This is a genomic window from Serratia plymuthica NBRC 102599, assembly GCF_001590925.1.
Lineage (GTDB): Bacteria > Pseudomonadota > Gammaproteobacteria > Enterobacterales > Enterobacteriaceae > Serratia > Serratia plymuthica.
Genome location: NZ_BCTU01000032.1, coordinates 15,425 through 39,095, shown reverse-complemented (window position 1 = coordinate 39,095; position 23,671 = coordinate 15,425). Strand labels below are relative to the sequence as shown.

Below are 23,671 nucleotides of genomic sequence, written 5' to 3'. Positions count from 1 at the left end.
TCCTTGCGTAACAAAGCAAAAATGGGTTCGGCAAGCCGAACCCTCTCACTATGCTGAATGCGGCGTATTACCGCAATGCGTCGAGCGCCAGGTTCAGTTTCAGCACGTTAACCACCGATTCACCCATAAAGTTGGGGGTTGCCTGATCGGTGTTTTCGTCAATCAGCTTGGCGATTTGCTCCTGCGGCAGTTGGCGCGCTGCGGCAACCCTGGCCAGTTGATATTGCGCCGCAGCGATGGAAATCTGAGGATCCAGCCCGCTGCCGGAGGCGGTCAGCAGATCGACCGGGATCGGGCCTTTCGCCGCCGGATTGGCCTGACGTAACTGTGCCGCACGTTCGGCGATGGCTTTATCCAGCGCCGGGTTGGTGGCGGCCAGATTGCTGCCGGCGGACGCCATGGCATTATAGGCTGAATCACCGGTGGCTGAAGGGCGACCCCAGAAATACTCCGGTTTGGTAAAGTTTTGGCCGATCAGTGCCGATCCCACCACCTTGTCGCCCTGATACAACAGCGAGCCGTTGGCCGCGCCGGAAAACAGCAACTGCGACAGCCCGGTGGTCAACAGCGGATAGGCAATGCCGGTAATCAACGTCAGCAGAATCAGCATCACCAGCGAAGGACGTAAATATGACATGTTCATTTCCTCTTAATTCTTAACCGGCGATATGCAAGGCGACCAGGACCAGATCGATCAGCTTGATGCCGACAAAGGGCACCAGTAGGCCACCCACACCGTACATCCACAGGTTGCGGCGCAGCAGCGCTGCGGCGCTCATTGGCTTATAGCTCACCCCTTTTAGCGCCAGCGGGATCAGGAACACGATCACCAGGGCGTTGAAAATGACCGCCGACATAATGGCGGAAGCGGGGGAGTGCAGGTGCATCACATTCAGTGCGTTCAACTGCGGATAGGTTGCTGCGAACGCCGCCGGGATAATGGCGAAATACTTCGCCACGTCGTTGGCGATACTGAAGGTGGTCAGCGAACCGCGCGTCATCAGCATCTGTTTACCGATATGCACCACTTCAATCAGTTTGGTCGGGTTGGAGTCCAGATCGACCATGTTGCCCGCCTCTTTGGCGGCCTGGGTGCCCGAGTTCATTGCCACCGCCACGTCGGCCTGCGCCAGCGCCGGGGCATCGTTGGTGCCGTCGCCGGTCATCGCCACCAGCCGGCCTTCCGCCTGGTACTGGCGGATCAGCGCCAGTTTGGCTTCCGGCGTGGCTTCCGACAGGAAGTCATCCACACCGGCTTCGGCAGCGATCGCCGCAGCGGTCAAGGGGTTATCGCCGGTGATCATCACCGTTTTGATGCCCATTTTACGCAGCTCGGCGAAGCGCTCTTTAATACCGCCCTTGACGATATCTTTCAGCGCCACCACGCCCAACACCCGTGGCCCTTCGGCCACCACCAGCGGCGTACCGCCGGTGCGTGCGACGCTAGCCACCAGATCGTCTACCGCCTGCGGGAAGTGGCCCTGATTGGATTCCACATGGCGGCGAATGGCATCCACCGCCCCTTTACGGATCATGCGGTCCTGCACGTTGACGCCGCTCATGCGCGTCTGGGCGGAGAAGGGCACGAAAGTGGCGTTCAGTGCCTGCAGGTCGCGTTCGCGCAGGTTAAAGCGCTGTTTGGCCAGCACCACAATGCTGCGGCCTTCCGGCGTTTCATCGGCCAGGGAAGACAACTGCGCCGCATCGGCCAGATCCTGTTCCTTCACGCCAGGTGCAGGCAGAAACTCGGAGGCCTGACGGTTGCCCAGCGTGATGGTGCCGGTTTTGTCCAGCAGCAGCACGTCGACGTCGCCGGCCGCTTCCACCGCACGGCCGCTTGTGGCGATGACGTTAGCGCCCAGCATCCGGCTCATCCCTGCCACGCCGATGGCAGACAACAGGCCACCGATAGTCGTTGGGATCAGGCAGACCAGCAGCGCCACCAGCACGGTGATGCTGACGACTGACCCGCCTTTGGCGGCATCCACGCTGTATTGCGAGAACGGGAACAGCGTAGCGGTCGCCAGCACGAACACGATGGTCAGCGCCACCAGCAGAATGGTCAGCGCTACCTCGTTCGGGGTTTTACGCCGTTTGGCGCCTTCCACCATGGCGATCATCCGATCGAGGAAGGTTTCGCCCGGGTTGACGCTGCACTGCACCACCAGCCAGTCGGACAGCACGCGGGTGCCGCCGGTCACTGACGAGAAGTCACCGCCGGATTCGCGGATCACCGGCGCAGACTCACCGGTAATGGCGCTTTCATCTACTGACGCGCCGCCTTCCAGCACCTCACCGTCACAAGGGATGGTATCGCCGGCTTCCACCAGCACCACGTCACCCTTGCGCAGGCTCTCGGCGGACACTTTCTCGGTAGCGCCCTCGCGACTTGGCCCGGCCAGTTTCTTCGCCCAACTGGTTTTCTTGGTGCCCCTCAGGCTTTCTGCCTGCGCCTTGCTACGCCCCTCGGCCAGCGCTTCGGCAAAGTTGGCGAACAGCACGGTGAACCACAGCCACAGGGCGATGCTGCCGGTAAAGGCGGCGCTGCCGTCGGTCTGTTTCGCCAGGATCGCCAGCCAGATGACGGTGGTCAAAATGCTGCCGATGTACACCACGAACATGACCGGGTTACGCCATTGGGTGCGCGGGTCCAGTTTTTTCACCGCATCGATCAGCGCGGTACGGACCAATGCCGGTTCAAACAGTGCGCGTTGTTTGCGAGTCATTTCTTTATTCTCTCTCTATGACGTCTGTTAGTTTGCCAACCAGAGCTGCAGGTGCTCGGCTACCGGTCCCAGCGCCAACGCCGGTACGAAGGTTAATGCGCCTACCAGCAGCACGGTGCCGATCAGCAAGCCGATAAACAGCGGTCCGTAGGTCGGCAGGGTGCCGTTGCCAGCAGGCTGGCGTTTTTTCGCGCACAGCGAACCGGCAATCGCCAGCACCGGCAAGATCACCCCGAAGCGGCCGACGAACATGGCAAAAGCCAGCAGCAGGTTGTAGAACGGCGTGTTGACGCTCAAGCCGGCAAAGGCGCTGCCGTTGTTGTTGGCGGCAGAGGACAGGGCATACAGCACTTCGCTGAAGCCATGCGCGCCCGGGTTAAGGATGCCGGCGCGGCCTGCGTCGGTTGCGATGGCCAGCGCCGTGCCCAGCAACACCAGGGTCGGCGTGACCAGGATCGCCAGCGCGGTCATTTTCATGTCATAGACGTCGATCTTTTTGCCCAGGTACTCCGGCGTACGGCCGATCATCAGCCCGGCGATAAACACCGTCAGCAGCACGAACAACAGCATGCCGTACAGGCCGGAACCCACGCCGCCGAACACCACCTCGCCAATCTGCATCAGCCACATCGGCACCATACCGCCCAACGCGGTGAAGGAGTCGTGCATCGCGTTGACCGCACCGCAGGAGGCTGCAGTGGTCACCACCGAGAACAGGCTGGTGGCGAGAATGCCAAAGCGTGATTCCTTGCCTTCCATATTGATGTTGCTGGCGCTGCCCAATTCACCCAGATGCGGGTTGCCTGTCAGTTCAGCGGACATCACCACGATCACCGCCACCACGAAGATCAGCGCCATCGCCCAGATCAGCGCGTGACCCTGGCGGTTCTCACCGGCAACCTGACCGAAGGCGAAGCACAATGCGCACGGGATCAGGAAGATCGCCAGCATCTGCACAAAGTTGGTCAGTACGGTCGGGTTCTCGAACGGGTGAGCCGAGTTGGCGCCGAAGAAGCCGCCGCCGTTGGTGCCTAGCATCTTGATCGCTTCCTGCGAGGCCACCGGCCCCATCGGCAGCGTCTGCTGTGCGCCTTCCAGCGTAGTGGTATGCAGGTAAGGCAGGAAGTTTTGCAGCGTGCCCTGGCTGACGAAGAACAGCGCGATCAGCAGCGAAATCGGCAGCAGTACGTACAGCGTCACACGGAAAATATCGAGCCAGGCGTTACCTATGGTGGCGCTGGAACGGCGAGTGAAGGCACGGATCAGCGCAAAGGCCACTGCGATGCCGGTGGCGGCGGACAAGAAGTTTTGCACTGCCAGCCCGGCCATCTGGCTGAGGTAACTGAGGGTGCTTTCTCCGCTGTAGGCCTGCCAGTTGGTATTGGTGACAAAGCTGACTGCGGTATTGAACGCCAGATCCCACGACAGACCAGGGAAACCCTGCGGGTTAAGCGGCAGCGAACCTTGAGTCATCAGCAGAGCGAACAGCAACGCCAGGCCAAGCAGGTTGAACCACAGGATCGCCAGCGCGTATTGCCACCAGTTCATCTCGGCGGTGTCATTGCCACAGCAGCGCCAGACGGTGGCTTCCACCTGGCGCAGGGCGGGCAGCGGTTCGCCTTCGATCAGGCGTGCCAAAAAGCTGCCTAAAGGCCGGGCCAGCAGCACAAGCACCAGCAGGAAGCTGGCAATCAGTAAAAAGGCTGAAGCTGCCATCAGAAATCCTCCGCGTTGAACAGGGCATAAACCAGATAGCCCAACAGCAGCAGAACCAACAGCGCACCACCAATAACGCTGATACTCACAGGACACCTCCAGAGGTGTAGTTTTTGATACTGCGAGTGTAGGGAGGGCGGTAAAAAGAAGATGAAAAAATAGCGCTGGGCAGTGTAAAAAAAGTATAAAAATGGCTGAAATTACAGCGAAAAATGGCTTTTTAACGGCGGCTTTGTGAGCGGGTGGCGCGTTTCAGCCTGTGTTCTGCGCTGCCTGGGGAAGCGGTACGCGTAAACAGGCTGTAAATAACCATAATATAACCAATGGTTAGTTAGTTATTAACCTTGGTGTAACAAAATTACGGAATGGCGGATTTTTTTGCGATTTTTTGTACAATTTAGTGGTCGGATGAGTAGTAAACTTTCATCAGTTGCGCTAAAATTTTGTTCAGTTACCAAATTGTCGCATTTACATTGTCTACGCCAGCGCTGTTTTCAGAAAATCAACGGCCAGGCGTTTTTGAGGAGGTTCGCATGTCTACTTATCACGCTTATTCATTGCATCGGATTCTCCTGCGCCGCAGCGCAGTGATCCTGGCAGGGACTTTGGCTTTACCGGTTATGCTGTTCCGCAGCGACCGGGCACGTTTTTACAGCTATCTGCACCGCGTCTGGTCTAAAACCAGCGATAAGCCGGTCTGGCTGCAACAGGCGGAGCTGGCGTCCTGCGATTTCTACTGATCGCAGCCAGAGTCCCCTGAAACCCTCGCCTCGCGGCGGGGGTTTTTTTATGGGCGCAGCCCGCTCATTACGCAGCTAACTGTCGTTTCCCCGCGTGAATTCCTCTACACTTTTAGCATCGTCCAGGACTGTGGGAGCAAATCATGAGTGACAAAATTCCGGTCGGGATCAGCGCCTGCCTGTTGGGCGACGCGGTGCGTTTTGATGGCGGGCATAAGCGCCTGGCCTTTGCGGTGGATCAACTGGCGCCCTATGTACGCTTTGAGTCGGTGTGCCCGGAAATGGCGATCGGTTTGCCCACCCCACGCCCGGCACTGCGGTTGAGCAAACAACAACATCCGTCGCCGGCGATGCGCTACAGCAACGACGACAGCGTCGACGTGACCGACAAAATGCAGCGGTTCTCCGAGCAACGCGTCGCGGAACTGGGGCATCTGTGCGGCTATATCGTCTGCGCCAAGTCCCCGAGCTGCGGTATGGAGCGAGTGCGGGTTTACAGCGAAAACGGAAAAGAGTCGCGCAAAAACGGCGTCGGGCTATTCACGGCCGAACTGCTGCGCCAGATGCCCTGGCTGCCGGTAGAAGAAGACGGGCGGCTGAATGATGCCACCCTGCGGGAAAATTTTGTCGAGCGGGTTTACGCGCTGTATGAACTGAATATGCTGTGGCGCAAGGGGCTGACCCGTGGCGGGCTGATCGCTTTCCACAGCCGTTATAAGCTTTCGCTGCTGGCGCATTCGCAGCCGGAATACCGCGAACTGGGCCGTTTTGTCGCCGATATCGAAAAGTGGGAATCGCTCGAGGCATTCGCCATTGAATACCGCAGCCGCCTGATGAGATTGCTGGCGCACAAGGCGACGCGCCGCAATCACACCAATGTGTTGATGCACGTGCAGGGTTATTTCCGCCGCCAGCTCAGCTCGGCTCAGCGGCAGGAGTTGGCGCAACTGATCGACCGCTATCGCCAGGGAATGCAGCCGCTGTTGGCGCCGATCACCCTGCTTAAACATTACATGGCCGAATACCCGGATCGCTATCTGGCCGAACAACGTTATTTCGAACCCTATCCCGAAGCGTTGCGCCTGCGTTACGGCCACTAACCGACGAGGAGTTTTATGGCCACGCATCTGGTCTGGCTACGTAACGATCTGCGTATAACCGACAACAAAGCGCTGCATGCCGCCTGTTGCGATCCCGCCGCCCGCGTGCTGGCGGTGTTTATCGCTACTCCTGGGCAGTGGCGACAGCATGAGATGGCGCCGCGTCAGGCGGCATTTATTCACGCCAACCTGCTGCAGGTTCAGCAGGCGCTGGCGGATCGCGGTATCCCGCTGGTCTGCCATCAGTGCGATGATTTTTCCGTCGCTGTTGACTGGTTGGTGGCGTATTGCGCGCAAGAGCGGGTGAATGCGCTGTTTTATAACCGCCAGTACGAGATCAATGAACTAAAGCGTGATCAACAGGCGCAACGGCGTTTATCCGGGCAGGTGATTTGCCAAAGCTTCGATGACAGCCTGCTGTTACCGCCGGGCAGCGTACAAACCGGTGGCGGAGAGATGTACAAAATTTATACGCCGTTCCGTAAGGCTTTTATCCAACGGCTGACCGAATCCGACGTCCGTTCCTTGCCGGCGCCCAAACGTCGTGAAGGCGGCGCGTTGTCGGTGTCAGCTGCGCCGGCGGCGTTCGATTATCCGCAGGTTGAGGCGGGGGCAGATTTTCCCGCCGGGGAAGACGCGGCGCTGCAGCGGCTGCGCGCTTTCTGCCGCGAGCAAGTGCAGGATTACCTGCAACAACGCGACTTTCCCGCTATTGCCGGTACCAGCAGCCTGTCGCCGTATCTGGCGATTGGCGTACTGTCGCCGCGCCAATGCTTTAACCGCCTGCGCGCCGAATGCCCACAGGTGCTGGAAAACAGCGACAGCGGCGCTTTTGGCTGGCTGAACGAATTGATCTGGCGCGAATTTTATCGGCATCTGATGGTGGCCTATCCTGCGTTATGCAGGCACCGTCCCTTTATCGAGTGGACGGATAGGGTACGTTGGAGGAATAACGACGCACTGTTGCTGGCCTGGCAGCAAGGTGCGACCGGCTACCCGATCGTCGATGCCGCCATGCGTCAGCTGAATAAAACCGGCTGGATGCACAACAGGTTACGCATGATCAGCGCCAGTTTTTTGGTGAAAGATTTGCTGATCGACTGGCGCGCCGGCGAACGCTATTTCATGTCGCAGCTGTTGGACGGCGATCTGGCGGCGAATAACGGCGGCTGGCAGTGGGCGGCCTCAACCGGCACCGACGCCGCGCCGTATTTCCGCATCTTTAACCCGACCACCCAGGGCGAACGTTTTGATCCGCAAGGCACTTTTATCCGTAAATGGTTGCCCGAGCTGGCGGATGTACCGGACAATGCTCTTCATCAGCCCCATCTCTGGGCGGAAAAACAGCAATGCACGCTGGATTATCCTTTGCCGATTGTCGATCACAAACAGGCCCGGCTGGAGACGCTGGCGGCCTTTGAAGCGGCCAAGCGGGGGGAATATTAAGCCAACAGCAAGGAGCGAAAGAATGATGAACAAGGTGCTGGCCCTGTGCCTGAGCGGCTATTCAGCCCTGGCGCTGGCCGGCTTTGACGTGGTAGCACTTGGCGTTGACGGCGGTGTCAGCGACGGCAATCTGACATCCTATCTGATCCGCAGCGACAACCAGCCGCAGTACCTGGCGCTCGATGCCGGTTCACTGTTGCCGGGCATTGCCAAAGGGCTGGAAAAAGGCAGTTTCCCGCAGGTGACCCCCGAACTGGCGGCGCCTTATACCCCTCAGGGTTACGTGTTCCGGCAACTGATTGGTGGTTACTTTATCAGCCACGGTCATCTGGACCACGTGGCCGGGCTGATTATCGGTTCGCCGGAGGACGGCAAGAAAAATATTTATGCCCAGGCCGATACCATCCTGACCTTGCGCAATCATTACTTTAACTGGAAGGCTTGGCCAAACTTCACCGACGCCGGTAACGGATCGCGGCTGGGTACCTATCGGTTGCAAACGGTGCGGCCACTGCAGCGCTTTACCCTGGGCGTCACCGGCCTGAGCGGCGTGATGTATCCGCTCAGCCACGATCGTTATTCCTCCTCGATGCTGCTGGTGTCCGATCGCAGCGGATCTTTCGCCTATTTCGGCGACACCGGGCCGGATGCGCTCGAGCAGTCGCGCAATCTGGATACCGCCTGGCGTGCGCTGGGGCCGTTAATTGAACAGAAAAAGCTGAAGGGGATGATTATTGAAACCTCTTACCCCAATGGCGTTGAAGATAAAAACCTGTACGGCCACCTGACGCCGGCGTGGCTGTTGAAAGAGCTGAAAAGTCTGGCTCAGTACAGCGGCGGCGAAGGCTCGCTGAAGGATTTCCCGGTCGTGATCAGCCACATCAAACCCAGCCTGAAGCAGGGCGAAGACGTGCGCGCTACCATTAAACAGCAGTTGGATCAGGGCAACGATCTGGGCGTGAAGTTTATCCTGATGGCACAGGGCGACCGGCAAACATTTTGAATTGAAGAGAGAAGATTATGCGTAACCTCGATCTGGAAAATCTGATCAACAACGAACTGAACACCGTCGCGTTTCAGGACTATGCGCCGAATGGCCTGCAGGTAGAAGGGCGGCCTCACGTGAAGCGCATCGTCACCGGCGTGACCGCCTGTCAGGCGCTGCTGGATGCGGCGGTGGAGCAGCAGGCGGACGCCATCCTGGTGCATCACGGGTATTTCTGGAAAAACGAAGCGCCGGCGGTGCGCGGCATGAAACGCAATCGGCTGAAAACGCTGCTGACCAATGACATCAACCTGTACGGTTATCATCTGCCGCTGGATGCCCACCCGGTGCTGGGCAACAACGCGCAACTGGCGCACCTGCTTGGCATTCGCGTTATCGGTGAAGTGGAACCGCTGGTGCCGCACGGCGAGTTTGAACAACCGCTGACCGGCGCTGAGTTGCAGCAGCGCATTGAGAGCCGACTGGGCCGTGCAGTGCTGCACTGTGGCGATAACGCGCCGGCGCACATTCGTCGCGTGGCCTGGTGTACCGGCGGCGGCCAGGGTTTCATCGATAGCGCGGCGCGTTTCGGTGTGGACGCCTTTATCAGCGGCGAGGTATCGGAACAAACCATCCACACTGCACGGGAAATGGGCGTTCACTTCTTCGCTGCCGGTCACCACGCCACCGAGCGCGGCGGTGTGAAGGCGCTGGGGGAATGGCTGGCGCAGCATCATGGTTTTAACGTGACCTTTATCGATATCCCGAACCCCGCCTGATTTTTCCTCAGGATCTGGCCCGGCCTGCGCGCCGGCTGGATCCTTTTTGCGCCTTAATTCCTTATTTTTTCAATGGTTGCGTTCTATTGACAGCCGGGGCTGCGTCACGCATAACTGGTGTGTTTTTCATCGCGGTAATTAAGGAGAATCAGGTGCAACGACAACGAGCGCGTTATTACCTGTTGGGTGAAAGAGCCATAGTGCTTGAACTGTCGCCGCCGATGACGCTGCCGAGCCAGCAGCGGATCTGGGCGCTGGCCGAAATATTTAATCATCATCCCGATGTGCTTGAAGTGGTGCCGGGAATGAACAATCTTACGCTGTTGCTCAATACGCCACAGGCCGACGCCGAAGCGATGTTGGCACAGTTGCAGCAGGGCTGGGACAGCGAGGAAAGTCTGATGCCGCCATCGCGCCAGGTGGACATTCCGGTGATCTACGGCGGCGAATATGGGCCTGATTTGGACGAGGTGGCGCACCACACCGGCATGACGCCACAGCAGGTGGTGGAATGCCATTCTTCGGCGGCCTATGTGGTTTATTTCCTTGGCTTTCAGCCGGGTTTTTCTTATATGGGCGGCATGCCGGAAAAATTGGCGACGCCGCGCCGCGCCGAACCGCGTCTGGCGGTGGCAGCAGGCTCCATTGGTATCGGCGGCAGCCAGACCGGCATTTATCCGCTGGTCACCCCTGGGGGCTGGCAGTTGATTGGACGCACGCCGCTGCCGTTATTCAACCCTTATGACATGCCGCCGACGCTGCTGCGCCCCGGCGATAACGTGCGCTTCGTGCCGCAGAAGGAGGGCGTATGTTGAAGATCCTGCGTGCGGGTATTTACACCACGGTACAGGACGCGGGCCGTCGCGGTTTCCGCCATCTGGGCGTTAGCCAGGGCGGTGCGCTTGACCTGCCGGCGTTGAAAATCGCCAACCTGCTGGTGGGGAATTCACCAGGTGATGCCGGGCTGGAAATCACCCTTGGCCAATTCAGCGCCGAATTCACCCAGTCAGGGTGGATCGCGCTGACCGGGGCAGGTTGCGATGCAAAACTGGACGAAAAACCGCTGTGGACCGGCTGGCGTTACCCGGTTAAAGCGGGCCAGCAGCTGGTCATGAACATGCCTAAACGCGGCATGCGCAGCTATTTGGCGATTTCCGGCGGCATCACCGTGCCCGAAATGCTCGGCTCGCGCAGCACCGATATCAAAGCTGCTTTTGGCGGGCTGGAAGGGCGCAACCTGAAAGACGGCGACAGCCTGCCGTTGGGCAAGCCGGTTTCCGTGCCGCAAAACAGCTGTGGCGTTAAGCAACTGTTGTTCAATAATCGCATCCGCGCCTTGCCGGGACCGGAGTATGCCGAGTTCAGCCCCGAGGCGCAGGAGGCTTTCTGGCGCACCGCCTGGCAGCTCAGCCCGCAGAGTAACCGCATGGGATATCGCCTGCACGGCAGCAATGCGCTGGGCCGCACCACCGACCGCGAAATGCTGTCGCACGGCCTGCTGCCGGGCGTGGTGCAGGTGCCGCATAACGGCCAGCCGATCGTGCTGATGGCCGATGCGCAAACTACCGGCGGTTACCCGCGCATTGCCTGCGTGATCGAGGCCGATCTCTACCATTTGGCGCAGATCCGTCTGGGCGAGGCTATCCACTTTGTTCCCTGTACCCTGGCGGAGGCGCAACGCGCCAAGGCCGAGCAGGATCGCTTTATCCAACAAATTGCCTGGGGGTTAGATGCTCGTTGATCTGAATGCCGATCTCGGCGAAGGCTGTGCCAATGACGAAGCGCTGTTGCAACTGGTCAGTTCCGCCAATATTGCCTGCGGTTTTCACGCCGGCGATGCACAAACCCTGCGTCAGTCGGTCCGTTGGGCGCTGCAATATGGTGTGGCTATAGGCGCGCACCCCAGTTTCCCCGATCGCGAGAACTTTGGCCGTACCCGCATGCAACTGCCGCCGGAAACGGTGTATGCGCAGGTGGTGTATCAACTGGGGGCGGTGGCGGCGATGGCCCGTGCCGAAGGCGGGGTGATGGTGCATGTGAAGCCGCACGGTATGTTGTACAACCAGGCAGCGGTTGAACCGGCTTTGGCGGAGGCCATCGCCCGGGCGGTGACGGCGGTCGATCCCGCTCTGCGGCTGGTGGGGTTGGCGGGCAGCGAGCTTATCCGCGCCGGAGAGAAACTGGGGTTGGCGACGCGGCAGGAAGTGTTCGCCGATCGCGGTTATCAGGCCGACGGCACGCTGGTGCCGCGCGGTCAGCCGGGTGCGCTGATCACCAGCGACGAACTGGCGCTGGAGCAAACGCTGGAAATGGTACGCCATCATCGGGTGCGCACGCAGGACGGCACCTGGGCGGCGGTGCAGGCGGAAACCGTCTGTTTGCACGGCGACGGTGAACATGCGTTGAGTTTCGCCCGCACGCTGCGCGAACGTTTCGCCGTAGAGGGCATTAGCGTCAGCGCAGATTAAGAGCAGTACACAACATCACTTCTAAAAAACGATTGGAAACTACCGAGGGACGATCATGGAACAGGCCATTAATCTCTGGCCATTGATTGGCATTGTCGCCATCGTGGTTGGATTTGTTTTGCGTTTCAACCCAGTGCTGGTGGTGATTGCCGCCGGCATCATCACCGGGTTGGCGGCGTTGATGCCGCTGGACGTCATTCTGGAAAAACTGGGTGAAGGCTTCCTCAATACCCGGAATCTGCCGCTGATCCTGCTGTTGCCGCTGGCGGTAATAGGTCTGCTGGAACGTCACGGGCTGAAAGAGCGCGCGCAGGCGTGGATCGCCAAGATCAAGAGCGCCACTGCAGGGCGATTGTTGATCGTCTATCTGTTTGTGCGTGAAATCACCGCCGCCATGGGGCTGACCAGCTTGGGGGGCCACCCGCAAATGGTGCGTCCGCTGCTGGCGCCGATGGCGGAAGGGGCAACCGAAAATCGCTACGGCGAGTTGCCGGAACGCACGCGGCATCGCCTGCGTGCCATGTCTGCCGCCACCGATAACGTCGGGCTGTTCTTTGGCGAGGACATCTTCGTGGCCTTTGGTGCGATCATCTTCATGCATAATTTTATGCTGGAGTCAGGCGGTATCCAGACCGAGCCGTTGCATATCGCTTTATGGGGCATTCCGACCGCCATTTTCGCTTTCCTGATCCATGCCTTCCGGCTTTACCGGATGGACAAACAACTCAGCGCCGAGTTGGCGCAGCTTAACCAGGCGGCGCTGCGGGCCAAAGGAGATGCCCAATGAATTTCCAACAACAATATCTCTACTGGCTGGCCGGCGTGGTGCTGTTGATCGTGGCGGTGATGTCGTTCCGCGATCGCGCCAACCCGCGCCGCATCACCACCGGGCTGTTTTGGGCGCTGTACGGCCTGGTCTTTTTGGTCGGCGACTGGACCTACAGCCTGCTGGGTGACGTGTTGGGCGAGGGCAGCAATGAGAAACGCATGCTGCATATCATCGTCGGCGTAGTGGTGATAGTGATGGCATTGATCGCCGGTTTCGGCGGGATGCGGCTTGGCAGCTACCATCAACGTACTCCGCAACAGCGTGAAGAAAGTGCCAAACGGTTGGGGAACCGGCTGTTTATTCCTGCGCTGGCTATTCCGGTGGTGACGGTGGCCGGCGTGTTGCTGTTCAACAATATTCCGGCTCTGCAGCAGGCGGTGTTCGGCAGCGGCAATCACGCCACGTTGATTACGCTGTTCTCGATGGCGCTGGGTGTGGTGCTGGGCGGCATTATTGCGGTGCGAATGACTCGTGAAACCCTTTCGCAGCCGATACAGGAAGCGCGTCGTCTGTTGGATTCGGTCGGCTGGGCGTTTATTTTGCCGCAGATTCTGGCCACGCTGGGGCTGCTGTTCACTGCTGCCGGCGTCGGCACCGCGATTTCCCATCTGACCCAGGAATACCTGGCGGTCGACAATCGCTTTATCGCCGTGGCGGTTTACGCCATCGGCATGGCTCTGCTGACCATGGTGATGGGCAACGCTTTCGCCGCCTTCCCGATCGTCACTGCCGGTATCGGCATCCCGATCCTGGTACTGCAACACGGCGGTAATCCGGCGGTCATGGCGGCAATCGGCATGTTTTCCGGTTATTGCGGCACGCTGATGACGCCAATGGCTGCTAACTTTAATATTGTGCCGGCGGCGTTGCTGGAATTGCCGGACAAGAATGCGGTGATCAAGGCGCAGGTGCCGACCGGGGCGCTGTTGCTGTTGGTGAACGTGTTCCTGCTTTATTTCCTGATGTTTTTGTAGGAGAACCCATGCAAAAGGTATTGATTACGGGCTTTGAGCCCTTTGGCGGAGAACGCGTTAATCCTTCGTGGGAAGTGGTAAAGCAACTGAACGACAGGGAATTTGTTGGCACGCGCATCATTGCGCGCCAGCTGCCCTGCGTGTTTGGCGTAGCGCTTGAGGTGCTGAACGCGGCGATTGATGAGGTAAAGCCGGTGATGGTACTGGCCATCGGCCAGGCCGGAGGACGCACCGATATCACTATAGAGCGGGTAGCGATCAACGTCGATGATGCGCGCATTCCTGATAATCAGGGCCGGCAGCCGATCGACGAACCGATCCTTGAAGCCGGGCCGGCGGCCTATTTCAGCACCTTGCCGATAAAGGCGATGGTCAACTCGATGCGTGAAGCCGGCATACCCGCTTCGGTATCGCAAACCGCCGGGACCTATGTCTGCAACCACGTGATGTACGGCCTGTTGCACCGGTTAAACGGCCAGCAAGAGATTAAGGGCGGGTTTATTCATATCCCTTATCTGCCGGAGCAGGCTGCCGCCCACCCTGGCGCACCCAGCATGGCGTCGCAGACGGTGCTGTTCGCTCTGGAGTTGGCTATCTCCATCGCGTTGCAGGTGGAGCACGATCTGAAAGTGGTTGGCGGCGCGACGCATTAATCGTGTTTTCTATGGGCCTCTCGCTGCGGAGGCCCGGCTAATTCAGGAGTTGCAATATGCCGGAAGGACCGGAAATTCGCCGGGCGGCGGATGCGCTGGCTGCGGCGGTGATCGACCAGCCGCTGACGGAAGTGGGCTTCGCTTTTCCCCAGCTTAAACATTACCGCGATCGGTTAATCGGGGAACGTATCATTGCTATCGAGCCACGCGGCAAGGCGCTGCTGACCCACTTTTCTAACGGGCTGACGATGTACAGCCACAACCAGCTGTATGGCGTGTGGAAAGTGGCAAAAGCGGGAGAATCGCCGGATACCAAGCGTGATTTGCGCGTGCGGCTGGAAACGGCGCAGCAGGCGATTTTATTGTACAGCGCCTCGGAGATCACCCTGGGCCCGCGCGAAGAGATTGAACAACATCCGTTTTTGCAACGCATTGGTCCCGATGTGCTGGATATGTCGCTGACGGTGACAATGGTGGCACAACGGCTGCTGTCGCCGGCGTTTCGCCGCCGACAATTGGGGGGCATGCTGCTCGACCAGGGGTTTCTTGCCGGGTTGGGCAACTACCTGCGCGCCGAAATTCTCTGGCAGGCGGAACTGGCGCCACAGCACCGGCCACAGGACCTGATGCCGGAAACGCTGCAGCGGCTGGCGCAGGCTCTGCTGGCGGTGCCTCGCCTGTCTTACCAGACGCGCGGGCAGGTGGATGAGAATCGCCATCATGGCGCACTGTTCAGCTTTAAGGTTTTCCACCGCAGCGGTGAGCCTTGCGAGCGCTGCGGCGCGATGATTGTCAGAACCCAACTGTCGTCACGGCCGTTTTATTGGTGCCCCGGTTGCCAAAAGTAGCAAAAAAAAACGCCGCCCAATCGGGCGGCGCTGTGCTGCTTTATGTAGGGTAAAGCGGCGTTATTTGTTTTTCAGCTGGGATTTGAAATCACGTTCGGCATAGCCGGTATACAGCTGACGCGGACGGGCAATTTTGATGCCTTCGTCATGCATTTCGTTCCAGTGTGCAATCCAGCCGATGGTACGGGCGATGGCAAAAATAACGGTGAACATGGAAGAAGGGATACCCATCGCTTTCAGGATGATGCCTGAGTAGAAATCGACGTTCGGGTACAGTTTCTTCTCGATGAAGTACGGGTCGTTCAGCGCGATGTGTTCCAGCTCCATCGCCACTTCCAACAGGTTGTCGTCCTTCTTGTTCAGTTCTTTCAGCACTTCGTGACAGGTTTCGCGCATCACGGTGGCGCGCGGATCGTAGTTCTTGTACACGCGGTGGCCGAAGCCCATCAGACGGAACGAATCGTTCTTGTCTTTCGCGCGCTTGATGAACTCTGGGATGTGTTCAACGGTTTTGATCTCTTCGAGCATCTTCAGTGCGGCTTCGTTGGCACCGCCGTGCGCCGGCCCCCACAGGGAGGCGATACCGGCTGCAATACAGGCAAACGGGTTAGCGCCCGAAGAACCTGCGGTACGTACGGTAGAAGTGGACGCGTTTTGCTCGTGGTCGGCGTGCAGGATCAGGATGCGATCCATTGCGCGTTCCAGCACCGGATTCACCACGTATTCTTCACACGGGGTAGCGAACATCATGTGCAGGAAGTTGCCGGCGTAGGACAGATCGTTACGTGGATAAACGAACGGCTGGCCCAGGGAATATTTGTAACACATCGCCGCCACGGTAGGCATTTTGGACAGCAGGCGGAACGCGGTGATCTCGCGATGGCGCTCGTTGTTCACATCCAGCGCATCGTGGTAGAACGCCGCCAGCGCCCCGGTCACGCCGCACAGCACCGCCATAGGGTGCGAGTCACGACGGAAGCCACGGAACAGATGGGTAATCTGGTCGTGGATCATGGTATGACGGGTTACGGTGGTTTTGAAGGTCTCGAATTCTTCTGCGGTCGGGGTCTCGCCGTACAGCAGGATGTAGCACACTTCCAGGTAGGAAGACTCTTTCGCCAGCTGTTCGATCGGGAAACCGCGGTGCAGCAGCACGCCTTTGTCACCGTCGATAAAGGTGATTTTGGATTCGCAGGAAGCGGTAGAAGTAAAGCCGGGATCAAATGTGAAATAACCTTTGGAGCCCAGAGCGCGGACATCGAGGACATCGGGGCCCAGTGTCGGGGATAATACGCCCAGTTCGATCGGAGCTTCACCATCGTTAATGGTTAGCGTCGCTTTCTTATCAGTCATTTACTGTCTCCTTAGCGCCTTATTTTAAAAACCTCTAACAACTGAAATACCTTAATTCTCCGCAGGTTGCCCGCAAAAAATGGAGCGGACGCTAACTCTGTGAGCGACTGCGCAATTGCGCGGGTAGGGTACAGAGTGCTAACCAGGCGAACGAGGCGGGTGACCAGTTGTTAACGATTCATCGGAATTCGTTATATTCTGTTAATCGTACCTACGACGTGTTCGGGGGTTTTATGAACCTATCCCAATAAGCTGTTTTATCTGCCTTATTTGCTTTTACCTGCGGTGATTTGTTGCAAACATGACCGGCAAAAACGGCTATTGGGATAGGTTCTGCCAAATACACTGTTGCATATCTTGAACACTGGGGGAAGTGTATCCGCTGACCTATAGCGCATCATAGGACCGTTTGTGCCCCTATATGTAATGGAAATGTTGATCTCTTGTCAAATCAGATAATTAATTTTGTGCCAATTGTGAAATCCGTGATGTAAATCACTGTTCGGGGGAAATGTTACCAAACAGATTGTATGGGAATTGTAATCAGAATGTGATCCTCCTATACTGCCGCCAGGTCTCCGGATTACCCTGAAGTAGGAGCACCCAGCGTTATAAATGCGCACCGTTTAAGCTCAGAGGATGTTGAGGTTTAAGCGTGTGACGTGTAAGGGTTTTGGCTCTTAACGCTGTCTGATCCCCGCCCAGGTCCGGAGGAAGGAAAATAATAAGAGCTGTGTGGGCAAAAACGTGAAAAAACAAAGACCTGTCAACCTGGATCTGCAAACGATTCAGTTTCCCGTAACTGCGATAGCGTCCATCTTACACCGAGTCTCTGGCGTAATTACCTTCGTTGCCGTGGGTATCCTCCTCTGGCTGCTGGGCTTGTCTCTCTCTTCCCAAGAGGGTTTCATGCAGGCTGCTGCCATCATGAATAGCTTCGTTGTCAAATTCATATTCTGGGGCATCCTCACGGCGCTGGCCTATCACATTTGCGGTGGCATCCGTCACTTGTTAATGGATTTTGGCTATATCGAAGAGAGTTTAGCCGCCGGTACCCGTTCCGCCCAGGTGGCGATCGGTCTGACCGTCGTGCTGTCAGTTCTGGCTGGAGTCCTCGTATGGTAAACAATGTTTCTGCATTAGGGCGCAACGGCGTACACGACTGGTTGTTACTGCGTGCTTCCGCTATCGTCATCACCCTGTACGTGCTGTATATCCTGGGCTTCTTCGTCACGGCTCCGGATCTCACCTATGAAATCTGGCGCGGCTTCTTCGCCACCTCTATTACGAAAGTGTTCACGCTGCTGACGCTGCTGTCGATTTTGGTTCACGCCTGGGTCGGTTTGTGGCAGGTGTTGACGGACTACGTCAAACCGCTGGCAGTGCGTCTGGTGTTGCAACTGGCAATCGTTGTCGTGTTGCTGGTCTATTTGCTGTACGGAACAATCGTAGTGTGGGGTGTGTAAATGAAACTGCCGGTCAGAGAGTTTGATGCTGTAGTTATCGGTGCTGGTGGCGCAGGTATGCGCGCGGCACTGCAGATTTCTCAAGCGGGCTCCACGTGCGCCCTGATATCCAAAGTATTCCCGACCCGTTCCCATACCGTGTCTGCACAGGGCGGCATTACCGTAGCCCTGGGCAATAACCACGCAGATAACTGGGAATGGCATATGTATGACACGGTGAAAGGTTCCGATTACATCGGTGACCAGGACGCCATCGAATATATGTGTAAAACCGGCCCGGAAGCGGTTCTGGAGCTGGAACACATGGGGCTGCCGTTCTCCCGTACCGATGAAGGCCGCATCTATCAGCGTCCGTTCGGCGGCCAGTCACTGAACTTTGGTGGCGAGCAGGCGGCACGCACCGCGGCGGCGGCGGACCGTACCGGTCACGCCCTGTTGCACACCCTGTATCAACAGAATCTGAAAAACCACACCACCATTTTCTCCGAGTGGTATGCGCTGGATCTGGTGAAAAACCAGGATGGCGCGGTGGTGGGCACCACGGCTATCTGTATCGAAACCGGTGAAGTGGTGTACTTCAAAGCCAAAGCTACCGTACTGGCGACCGGCGGTGCAGGCCGTATTTACCAGTCCACCACCAACGCGCATATCAACACCGGTGACGGTGTCGGCATGGCGTTGCGCGCCGGCGTGCCGGTGCAAGACATGGAAATGTGGCAGTTCCACCCGACCGGCATCGCCGGTGCTGGGGTATTGGTGACCGAAGGTTGCCGTGGTGAAGGCGGTTACCTGCTGAACAAACACGGCGAGCGTTTCATGGAGCGCTATGCGCCGAACGCCAAAGACCTGGCGGGCCGTGATGTCGTTGCCCGTTCGATCATGATTGAAATCCGCGAAGGCCGCGGCTGTGACGGTCCGTGGGGGCCACACGTCAAGCTGAAGCTGGATCACCTGGGTAAAGAGGTACTGGAATCCCGTCTGCCGGGCATTCTGGAACTGTCGCGCACTTTCGCACACGTTGATCCGGTAAAAGAGCCGATCCCGGTGATCCCGACCTGTCACTACATGATGGGCGGCATACCGACCAAGGTGACCGGCCAGGCACTGACCGTGAACGAGAAAGGCGAAGATGTGGTGATCCCGGGTCTGTTTGCCGTGGGCGAAATCGCCTGCGTATCGGTACACGGCGCCAACCGCCTGGGTGGCAACTCGCTGCTGGATCTGGTGGTATTCGGTCGTGCTGCCGGTATGCATTTACAGGAATCTCTGGCGGAGCAGGGCGAGAGCCGTGACGCCAGCGAATCGGATGTGGATGCGTCGCTGGAGCGCCTGAACCGCTGGAACAACACCCGTTCGGGTGAAGATCCGGTTGAAATTCGCAAGGCGCTGCAAGCCTGTATGCAGCACAACTTCTCGGTATTCCGTGAAGGTGATGCCATGGCGAAAGGGCTGGAAGAGTTGAAAGAGATCCGTGAACGTCTGAAGAACGCACGCCTGGACGATACCTCCAGCGAATTCAACACCCAGCGCATCGAATGCCTGGAGTTGGATAACCTGATGGAGACTGCGTTTTCCACCGCCGTGTCGGCCAACTTCCGTACCGAGAGCCGCGGGGCGCACAGCCGCTTCGACTTCCCGGATCGCGATGACGCCAACTGGCTGTGCCATTCGCTGTATCAGCCGCAATCGGAAAGCATGACGCGTCGTGAAGTGAACATGCAACCGAAGCTGCGCCCGGCATTCCCACCGAAAGTGCGTTCCTACTGATCGCGGAGATCGATTGATGAAACTCGAATTCTCAATATATCGCTATAACCCGGATGTTGATGATGCTCCGCATATGCAGGATTACACCCTGGAAGCGGAAGACGGCCGGGACATGATGCTGCTGGATGCGTTAATCCAGTTGAAAGAGAAAGATCCGACCCTGTCGTTCCGCCGTTCGTGCCGTGAAGGCGTGTGCGGTTCCGATGGCCTGAACATGAACGGCAAGAACGGCCTGGCATGCATCACCCCCATCTCGGCGTTGCGCAAAGGCAACAACAAGATTGTGATCCGTCCTCTGCCGGGTTTGCCGGTGGTGCGGGATCTGGTGGTTGATATGGGCCAGTTCTATACCCAGTATGAAAAGATCAAGCCTTACCTGCAGAACGACGGCAAGAATCCTCCGGCGCGCGAACACCTGCAATCGCCGGAACAACGGGCTAAACTGGATGGTCTGTATGAATGCATCCTGTGCGCCTGTTGTTCGACGTCTTGCCCATCGTTCTGGTGGAATCCTGACAAGTTCGTAGGGCCTGCTGGCCTGTTGGCGGCGTACCGCTTCCTGATCGACAGCCGTGACACGGAAACACAAGAACGTTTAGACGATCTGGACGACGCTTTCAGTGTTTTCCGCTGCCATAGCATTATGAATTGTGTCAGTGTATGCCCTAAAGGCTTGAACCCGACGCGTGCGATCGGTCATATCAAGTCCATGCTGCTGCAACGCGGCGCATAAGCGCAATGAGATGCTGCGCCGGGCTGGTTCCGGCGCACATCGCAAAGGAGGGAGCCTCTAAAAACTGACCCGCGGCTGCGGCGCTATGCAGCCTGGTTCGTCCGCCGGTTTTTAGAGGTTCCTTGTAAGGGACCGCAAGGTCCATAACAAAACGTATCAGGCCTTATTAGGGTCATAAGATATGTCGAGTGAACCGTTTCTACGGCAAACCGTATCCATCACGGTAATTATGTTAACCACGGCGAAAACTAAAGCTTCAAAGCTTAAGGGATCATGATGCAGAACGGCGCAATGAAGGCCTGGCTGGATTCCTCCTATCTGGCGGGCGCGAACCAGTCTTACATAGAACAGCTCTATGAAGACTTCTTAACCGATCCGGGCTCCGTTGAAGATAGCTGGCGTTCCATTTTTCAACAGCTACCAACCGCGGGTGTTAAACCCGATCAGCTTCACTCTCAAACGCGTGACTACTTCCGCCGCCTGGCGAAAGACTCTGCGCGTTACAATACCACCATCAACGATCCAGACACCGACGCCAAACAGGTCAAGGTACTGCAGCTGATCAACGCCTTCCGTTTCCGCGGACATCAGCATGCCAATCTCGATCCGCTCGGCCTGTGGCAGCAAGAGACCGTTGCTGACCTCGATCCCGCTTACCACAATCTGACCGACGCCGACTTCCAGGAAACCTTCAACGTGGGTTCTTTCGCCATCGGCAAAGAAACCATGAAGTTGGGCGACCTGTATGCTGCGCTGAAGCAGACTTACTGCGGTTCGATCGGTGCGGAATACATGCATATCACCAATACCGAAGAGAAACGCTGGATCCAACAGCGCATCGAATCGGTAGCGGGGCGCGCCAGCTTTACTAACGAAGAGAAACGCCGTTTCCTGAACGAGCTGACCGCAGCGGAAGGCCTGGAACGCTATCTCGGCGCTAAATTCCCGGGAGCGAAACGCTTCTCTCTGGAAGGCGGCGATGCGCTGGTGCCCATGCTGAAAGAGATGGTTCGCCATGCCGGCAAGAACGGCACGCGCGAAGTGGTGCTGGGTATGGCTCACCGCGGCCGTCTGAACGTGTTGATCAACGTGCTGGGTAAAAAGCCCGCCGACCTGTTCGACGAGTTTGCCGGCAAGCATAAAGAACATCTCGGTACCGGTGACGTAAAATATCACCAGGGCTTCTCCTCCGACGTCGAAACCGAAGGCGGCATGGTTCACCTGGCGCTGGCGTTCAACCCGTCGCACCTGGAGATCGTCAGCCCGGTGGTTATGGGCTCCGTACGTGCCCGCCGCGATCGTCTGGACGAAGCGCGCAGCAACATGGTGCTGCCAATCACCATCCACGGTGATGCCGCCATTACCGGCCAGGGCGTGGTTCAGGAAACCCTGAACATGTCGCAGGCTCGCGGTTACGAAGTGGGCGGCACGGTGCGTATCGTCATCAACAACCAGGTTGGTTTCACCACCTCCAACCCGCTGGATGCGCGCTCGACCCAATACTGTACCGATATCGCCAAAATGGTGCAGTCACCGATCTTCCACGTCAATGCTGACGATCCGGAAGCGGTGGCGTTTGTTACCCGTCTGGCGTTGGATTTCCGTAACACCTTCAAACGCGATGTGATGATCGATCTGGTCTGTTACCGTCGTCATGGGCATAACGAGGCCGACGAGCCAAGTGCAACCCAGCCGGTGATGTACCAGAAGATCAAAAAACACCCGACGCCGCGCAAGCTTTATGCTGACGTTCTTACCGAACAGAAAGTCGCGAGCCTGGAAGATGCCACGGAAATGGTCAACCTGTATCGCGATGCGCTCGATCGCGGCGATTGCGTGGTTGAAGAATGGCGTCCGATGAATCTGCATTCCTTTACCTGGTCGCCGTACCTGAACCATGAGTGGGACGAAGAGTACCCAAGCAAGGTTGAGATGAAGCGCTTGCAGGAACTGGCTCGTCGCATCAGCACCGTACCGGAAGCGATCGAAATGCAGTCGCGCGTAGCGAAAATCTACGGTGACCGTGCAGAGATGGCCGCAGGCAACAAAGCGTTCGACTGGGGTGCGGCTGAAACGCTGGCCTACGCCACTATGGTCGATGAAGGCATTCCGATTCGTATCTCCGGTGAAGATGCCGGGCGCGGGACCTTCTTCCACCGTCATGCGGTGGTGCATAACCAGAAAAACGGTTCGGTCTACGTTCCGCTGGCGAATGTGCACAGTGGGCAGGGCGAGTTTAAAGTCTGGGATTCCGTGCTGTCTGAAGAAGCGGTGTTGGCGTTCGAATACGGCTACGCCACTGCGGAACCGCGCACCCTGACCATCTGGGAAGCGCAGTTCGGTGACTTCGCCAACGGCGCTCAGGTCGTGATCGACCAGTTCATCAGTTCTGGCGAGCAGAAATGGGGCCGTATGTGTGGCCTGGTGATGCTGCTGCCGCACGGTTACGAAGGCCAGGGTCCGGAGCACTCCTCCGCGCGTCTGGAACGTTACCTGCAGCTGTGTGCGGAACAAAATATGCAGGTGTGCATCCCGTCCACCCCGGCGCAGGTTTACCATATGTTGCGTCGTCAGGCGCTGCGCGGTATGCGTCGTCCGTTGGTGGTGATGTCACCGAAATCCCTGCTGCGTCACCCGCTGGCGATTTCTTCTCTGGAAGAACTGGCTAACGGCACCTTCCTGCCGGCTATCGGCGAGATCGACGAACTGGATCCGAAAGAGGTCAAACGCGTGGTGATGTGCTCCGGTAAGGTCTATTACGATCTGCTGGAACAGCGCCGCAAGAACGACCAGAAAGACGTGGCCATCGTACGTATCGAGCAGTTGTATCCGTTCCCGCACCAGGCCGTTCAGGCCGTGCTGGAGAAGTATGCTCACGTGCATGATTTCGTCTGGTGCCAGGAAGAGCCGCTGAACCAGGGCGCCTGGTACTGCAGCCAACACAATTTCCGTGAAGTCGTGCCGTTCGGGGCTTCTTTACGTTACGCCGGACGTCCAGCCTCCGCCTCTCCGGCGGTCGGTTATATGTCCGTACACCAGAAGCAGCAACAGGCTCTGGTTAATGACGCGCTGAATATTGAATAAAGAT

Annotated in this window: 22 protein-coding genes; 17 read left to right on the top strand and 5 right to left on the bottom strand. The window is 57.9% G+C overall.

All coding sequences use genetic code 11. From position 1 onward, the window contains the following. Positions 1-67 precede the first annotated feature (67 nt). The 4 genes from kdpC to SPL01S_RS20525 are packed head-to-tail and all read right to left on the bottom strand — an operon-like array spanning position 68 to position 4,531. Positions 68-637 (bottom strand): potassium-transporting ATPase subunit KdpC, encoded by a 570-nt coding sequence (kdpC, locus tag SPL01S_RS20540; RefSeq protein ID WP_062869932.1) that lies wholly within the window; start codon positions 635-637, stop codon positions 68-70. A gap of 19 nt (positions 638-656) precedes the next feature. Continuing rightward, positions 657-2,726: a potassium-transporting ATPase subunit KdpB gene (gene kdpB, locus SPL01S_RS20535; RefSeq protein WP_063202516.1), complete on the bottom strand. Its 2,070-nt coding sequence runs from the start codon at positions 2,724-2,726 to the stop codon at positions 657-659. A gap of 27 nt (positions 2,727-2,753) precedes the next feature. Then, positions 2,754-4,442: a potassium-transporting ATPase subunit KdpA gene (kdpA, locus tag SPL01S_RS20530; RefSeq protein ID WP_063202514.1), complete on the bottom strand. Its 1,689-nt coding sequence runs from the start codon at positions 4,440-4,442 to the stop codon at positions 2,754-2,756. Then, entirely contained in the window at positions 4,442-4,531 is a 90-nt protein-coding gene (locus SPL01S_RS20525; protein WP_004949718.1) for a K(+)-transporting ATPase subunit F, read from the bottom strand. Before SPL01S_RS20525 ends, kdpA begins: the two co-directional genes overlap by 1 nt. A gap of 444 nt (positions 4,532-4,975) precedes the next feature. On the opposite strand from SPL01S_RS20525, the gene SPL01S_RS20520 reads away from it, so the two are divergent. From SPL01S_RS20520 to nei, 12 genes are all read left to right on the top strand, one after another. Continuing rightward, positions 4,976-5,182: a YbfA family protein gene (locus tag SPL01S_RS20520; RefSeq protein WP_004949720.1), complete on the top strand. Its 207-nt coding sequence runs from the start codon at positions 4,976-4,978 to the stop codon at positions 5,180-5,182. A 143-nt stretch (positions 5,183-5,325) separates the two neighbouring features. Continuing rightward, the gene (locus SPL01S_RS20515) at positions 5,326-6,282 is read left to right on the top strand and encodes a YbgA family protein (protein ID WP_063202512.1); all 957 of its coding nucleotides are present in this window, start codon (positions 5,326-5,328) and stop codon (positions 6,280-6,282) included. A gap of 15 nt (positions 6,283-6,297) precedes the next feature. Beyond that, positions 6,298-7,728, top strand: a complete 1,431-nt coding sequence (phrB, locus tag SPL01S_RS20510) for a deoxyribodipyrimidine photo-lyase (protein WP_063202509.1) — start codon at positions 6,298-6,300, stop codon at positions 7,726-7,728. A 22-nt stretch (positions 7,729-7,750) separates the two neighbouring features. Next, on the top strand, positions 7,751-8,731 hold the full coding sequence (locus SPL01S_RS20505; RefSeq protein WP_062869937.1) for an MBL fold metallo-hydrolase: 981 nt from the start codon (positions 7,751-7,753) through the stop codon (positions 8,729-8,731). A 17-nt stretch (positions 8,732-8,748) separates the two neighbouring features. After that, entirely contained in the window at positions 8,749-9,492 is a 744-nt protein-coding gene (locus SPL01S_RS20500; protein WP_063202507.1) for a type 2 GTP cyclohydrolase I, read from the top strand. Between the two features lie 152 nt (positions 9,493-9,644). Further along, entirely contained in the window at positions 9,645-10,307 is a 663-nt protein-coding gene (gene pxpB / locus SPL01S_RS20495) for a 5-oxoprolinase subunit PxpB (protein ID WP_174523969.1), read from the top strand. After that, positions 10,301-11,233, top strand: a complete 933-nt coding sequence (gene pxpC, locus SPL01S_RS20490) for a 5-oxoprolinase subunit PxpC (RefSeq protein WP_063202505.1) — start codon at positions 10,301-10,303, stop codon at positions 11,231-11,233. Before pxpB ends, pxpC begins: the two co-directional genes overlap by 7 nt. Beyond that, positions 11,223-11,960: a 5-oxoprolinase subunit PxpA gene (gene pxpA / locus SPL01S_RS20485; protein ID WP_063202503.1), complete on the top strand. Its 738-nt coding sequence runs from the start codon at positions 11,223-11,225 to the stop codon at positions 11,958-11,960. The genes pxpC and pxpA overlap by 11 nt, the downstream gene beginning before the upstream one ends. A gap of 55 nt (positions 11,961-12,015) precedes the next feature. Further along, positions 12,016-12,747: a DUF969 domain-containing protein gene (locus SPL01S_RS20480; protein WP_063202501.1), complete on the top strand. Its 732-nt coding sequence runs from the start codon at positions 12,016-12,018 to the stop codon at positions 12,745-12,747. Next, positions 12,744-13,763 (top strand): DUF979 domain-containing protein, encoded by a 1,020-nt coding sequence (locus tag SPL01S_RS20475; RefSeq protein WP_063202499.1) that lies wholly within the window; start codon positions 12,744-12,746, stop codon positions 13,761-13,763. Before SPL01S_RS20480 ends, SPL01S_RS20475 begins: the two co-directional genes overlap by 4 nt. Before the next feature lie 8 nt (positions 13,764-13,771). After that, complete coding sequence (gene pcp / locus SPL01S_RS20470; protein ID WP_004949741.1) at positions 13,772-14,416, top strand: pyroglutamyl-peptidase I; 645 nt, start codon at positions 13,772-13,774, stop codon at positions 14,414-14,416. A gap of 56 nt (positions 14,417-14,472) precedes the next feature. Beyond that, on the top strand, positions 14,473-15,264 hold the full coding sequence (gene nei, locus SPL01S_RS20465; protein ID WP_063202496.1) for an endonuclease VIII: 792 nt from the start codon (positions 14,473-14,475) through the stop codon (positions 15,262-15,264). A 60-nt stretch (positions 15,265-15,324) separates the two neighbouring features. Here the strand turns inward: nei and SPL01S_RS20460 are convergent, their stop codons facing one another. Beyond that, positions 15,325-16,617: a citrate synthase gene (locus SPL01S_RS20460; RefSeq protein ID WP_004949745.1), complete on the bottom strand. Its 1,293-nt coding sequence runs from the start codon at positions 16,615-16,617 to the stop codon at positions 15,325-15,327. A gap of 735 nt (positions 16,618-17,352) precedes the next feature. On the opposite strand from SPL01S_RS20460, the gene sdhC reads away from it, so the two are divergent. The 5 genes from sdhC (at position 17,353) to sucA (ending at position 23,667) form a co-directional block, all read left to right on the top strand. Further along, positions 17,353-17,742, top strand: a complete 390-nt coding sequence (gene sdhC / locus SPL01S_RS20455; protein WP_004949747.1) for a succinate dehydrogenase cytochrome b556 subunit — start codon at positions 17,353-17,355, stop codon at positions 17,740-17,742. Next, positions 17,736-18,083 carry a succinate dehydrogenase membrane anchor subunit gene (gene sdhD, locus SPL01S_RS20450; protein ID WP_004949748.1) on the top strand — a complete coding sequence of 116 codons (348 nt, stop codon included), beginning with the start codon at positions 17,736-17,738 and terminating at the stop codon, positions 18,081-18,083. Before sdhC ends, sdhD begins: the two co-directional genes overlap by 7 nt. Beyond that, entirely contained in the window at positions 18,084-19,850 is a 1,767-nt protein-coding gene (gene sdhA / locus SPL01S_RS20445) for a succinate dehydrogenase flavoprotein subunit (protein ID WP_062869946.1), read from the top strand. A 16-nt stretch (positions 19,851-19,866) separates the two neighbouring features. Continuing rightward, on the top strand, positions 19,867-20,583 hold the full coding sequence (locus tag SPL01S_RS20440) for a succinate dehydrogenase iron-sulfur subunit (RefSeq protein ID WP_063202493.1): 717 nt from the start codon (positions 19,867-19,869) through the stop codon (positions 20,581-20,583). A 276-nt stretch (positions 20,584-20,859) separates the two neighbouring features. Next, a complete protein-coding gene (gene sucA, locus SPL01S_RS20435; RefSeq protein WP_004949754.1) occupies positions 20,860-23,667 on the top strand; it encodes a 2-oxoglutarate dehydrogenase E1 component in 2,808 nt (935 codons plus the stop codon). Positions 23,668-23,671: the final 4 nt, after the last annotated feature.

Coding starts and splice junctions, on each gene's coding strand:
- sucA (WP_004949754.1), top strand. CDS start 20,860: ATGCAGAACGGCGCAATGAAGGCCTGGCTGGATTCCTCCTATCTGGCG.
- phrB (WP_063202509.1), top strand. CDS start 6,298: ATGGCCACGCATCTGGTCTGGCTACGTAACGATCTGCGTATAACCGAC.
- sdhD (WP_004949748.1), top strand. CDS start 17,736: ATGGTAAACAATGTTTCTGCATTAGGGCGCAACGGCGTACACGACTGG.
- pxpC (WP_063202505.1), top strand. CDS start 10,301: ATGTTGAAGATCCTGCGTGCGGGTATTTACACCACGGTACAGGACGCG.
- sdhA (WP_062869946.1), top strand. CDS start 18,084: ATGAAACTGCCGGTCAGAGAGTTTGATGCTGTAGTTATCGGTGCTGGT.
- SPL01S_RS20440 (WP_063202493.1), top strand. CDS start 19,867: ATGAAACTCGAATTCTCAATATATCGCTATAACCCGGATGTTGATGAT.
- pxpA (WP_063202503.1), top strand. CDS start 11,223: ATGCTCGTTGATCTGAATGCCGATCTCGGCGAAGGCTGTGCCAATGAC.
- SPL01S_RS20505 (WP_062869937.1), top strand. CDS start 7,751: ATGATGAACAAGGTGCTGGCCCTGTGCCTGAGCGGCTATTCAGCCCTG.
- kdpC (WP_062869932.1), bottom strand. CDS start 637: ATGTCATATTTACGTCCTTCGCTGGTGATGCTGATTCTGCTGACGTTG.
- SPL01S_RS20480 (WP_063202501.1), top strand. CDS start 12,016: ATGGAACAGGCCATTAATCTCTGGCCATTGATTGGCATTGTCGCCATC.
- nei (WP_063202496.1), top strand. CDS start 14,473: ATGCCGGAAGGACCGGAAATTCGCCGGGCGGCGGATGCGCTGGCTGCG.
- kdpA (WP_063202514.1), bottom strand. CDS start 4,442: ATGGCAGCTTCAGCCTTTTTACTGATTGCCAGCTTCCTGCTGGTGCTT.
- SPL01S_RS20475 (WP_063202499.1), top strand. CDS start 12,744: ATGAATTTCCAACAACAATATCTCTACTGGCTGGCCGGCGTGGTGCTG.
- SPL01S_RS20460 (WP_004949745.1), bottom strand. CDS start 16,617: ATGACTGATAAGAAAGCGACGCTAACCATTAACGATGGTGAAGCTCCG.
- SPL01S_RS20520 (WP_004949720.1), top strand. CDS start 4,976: ATGTCTACTTATCACGCTTATTCATTGCATCGGATTCTCCTGCGCCGC.
- kdpB (WP_063202516.1), bottom strand. CDS start 2,726: ATGACTCGCAAACAACGCGCACTGTTTGAACCGGCATTGGTCCGTACC.
- SPL01S_RS20500 (WP_063202507.1), top strand. CDS start 8,749: ATGCGTAACCTCGATCTGGAAAATCTGATCAACAACGAACTGAACACC.
- SPL01S_RS20515 (WP_063202512.1), top strand. CDS start 5,326: ATGAGTGACAAAATTCCGGTCGGGATCAGCGCCTGCCTGTTGGGCGAC.
- pcp (WP_004949741.1), top strand. CDS start 13,772: ATGCAAAAGGTATTGATTACGGGCTTTGAGCCCTTTGGCGGAGAACGC.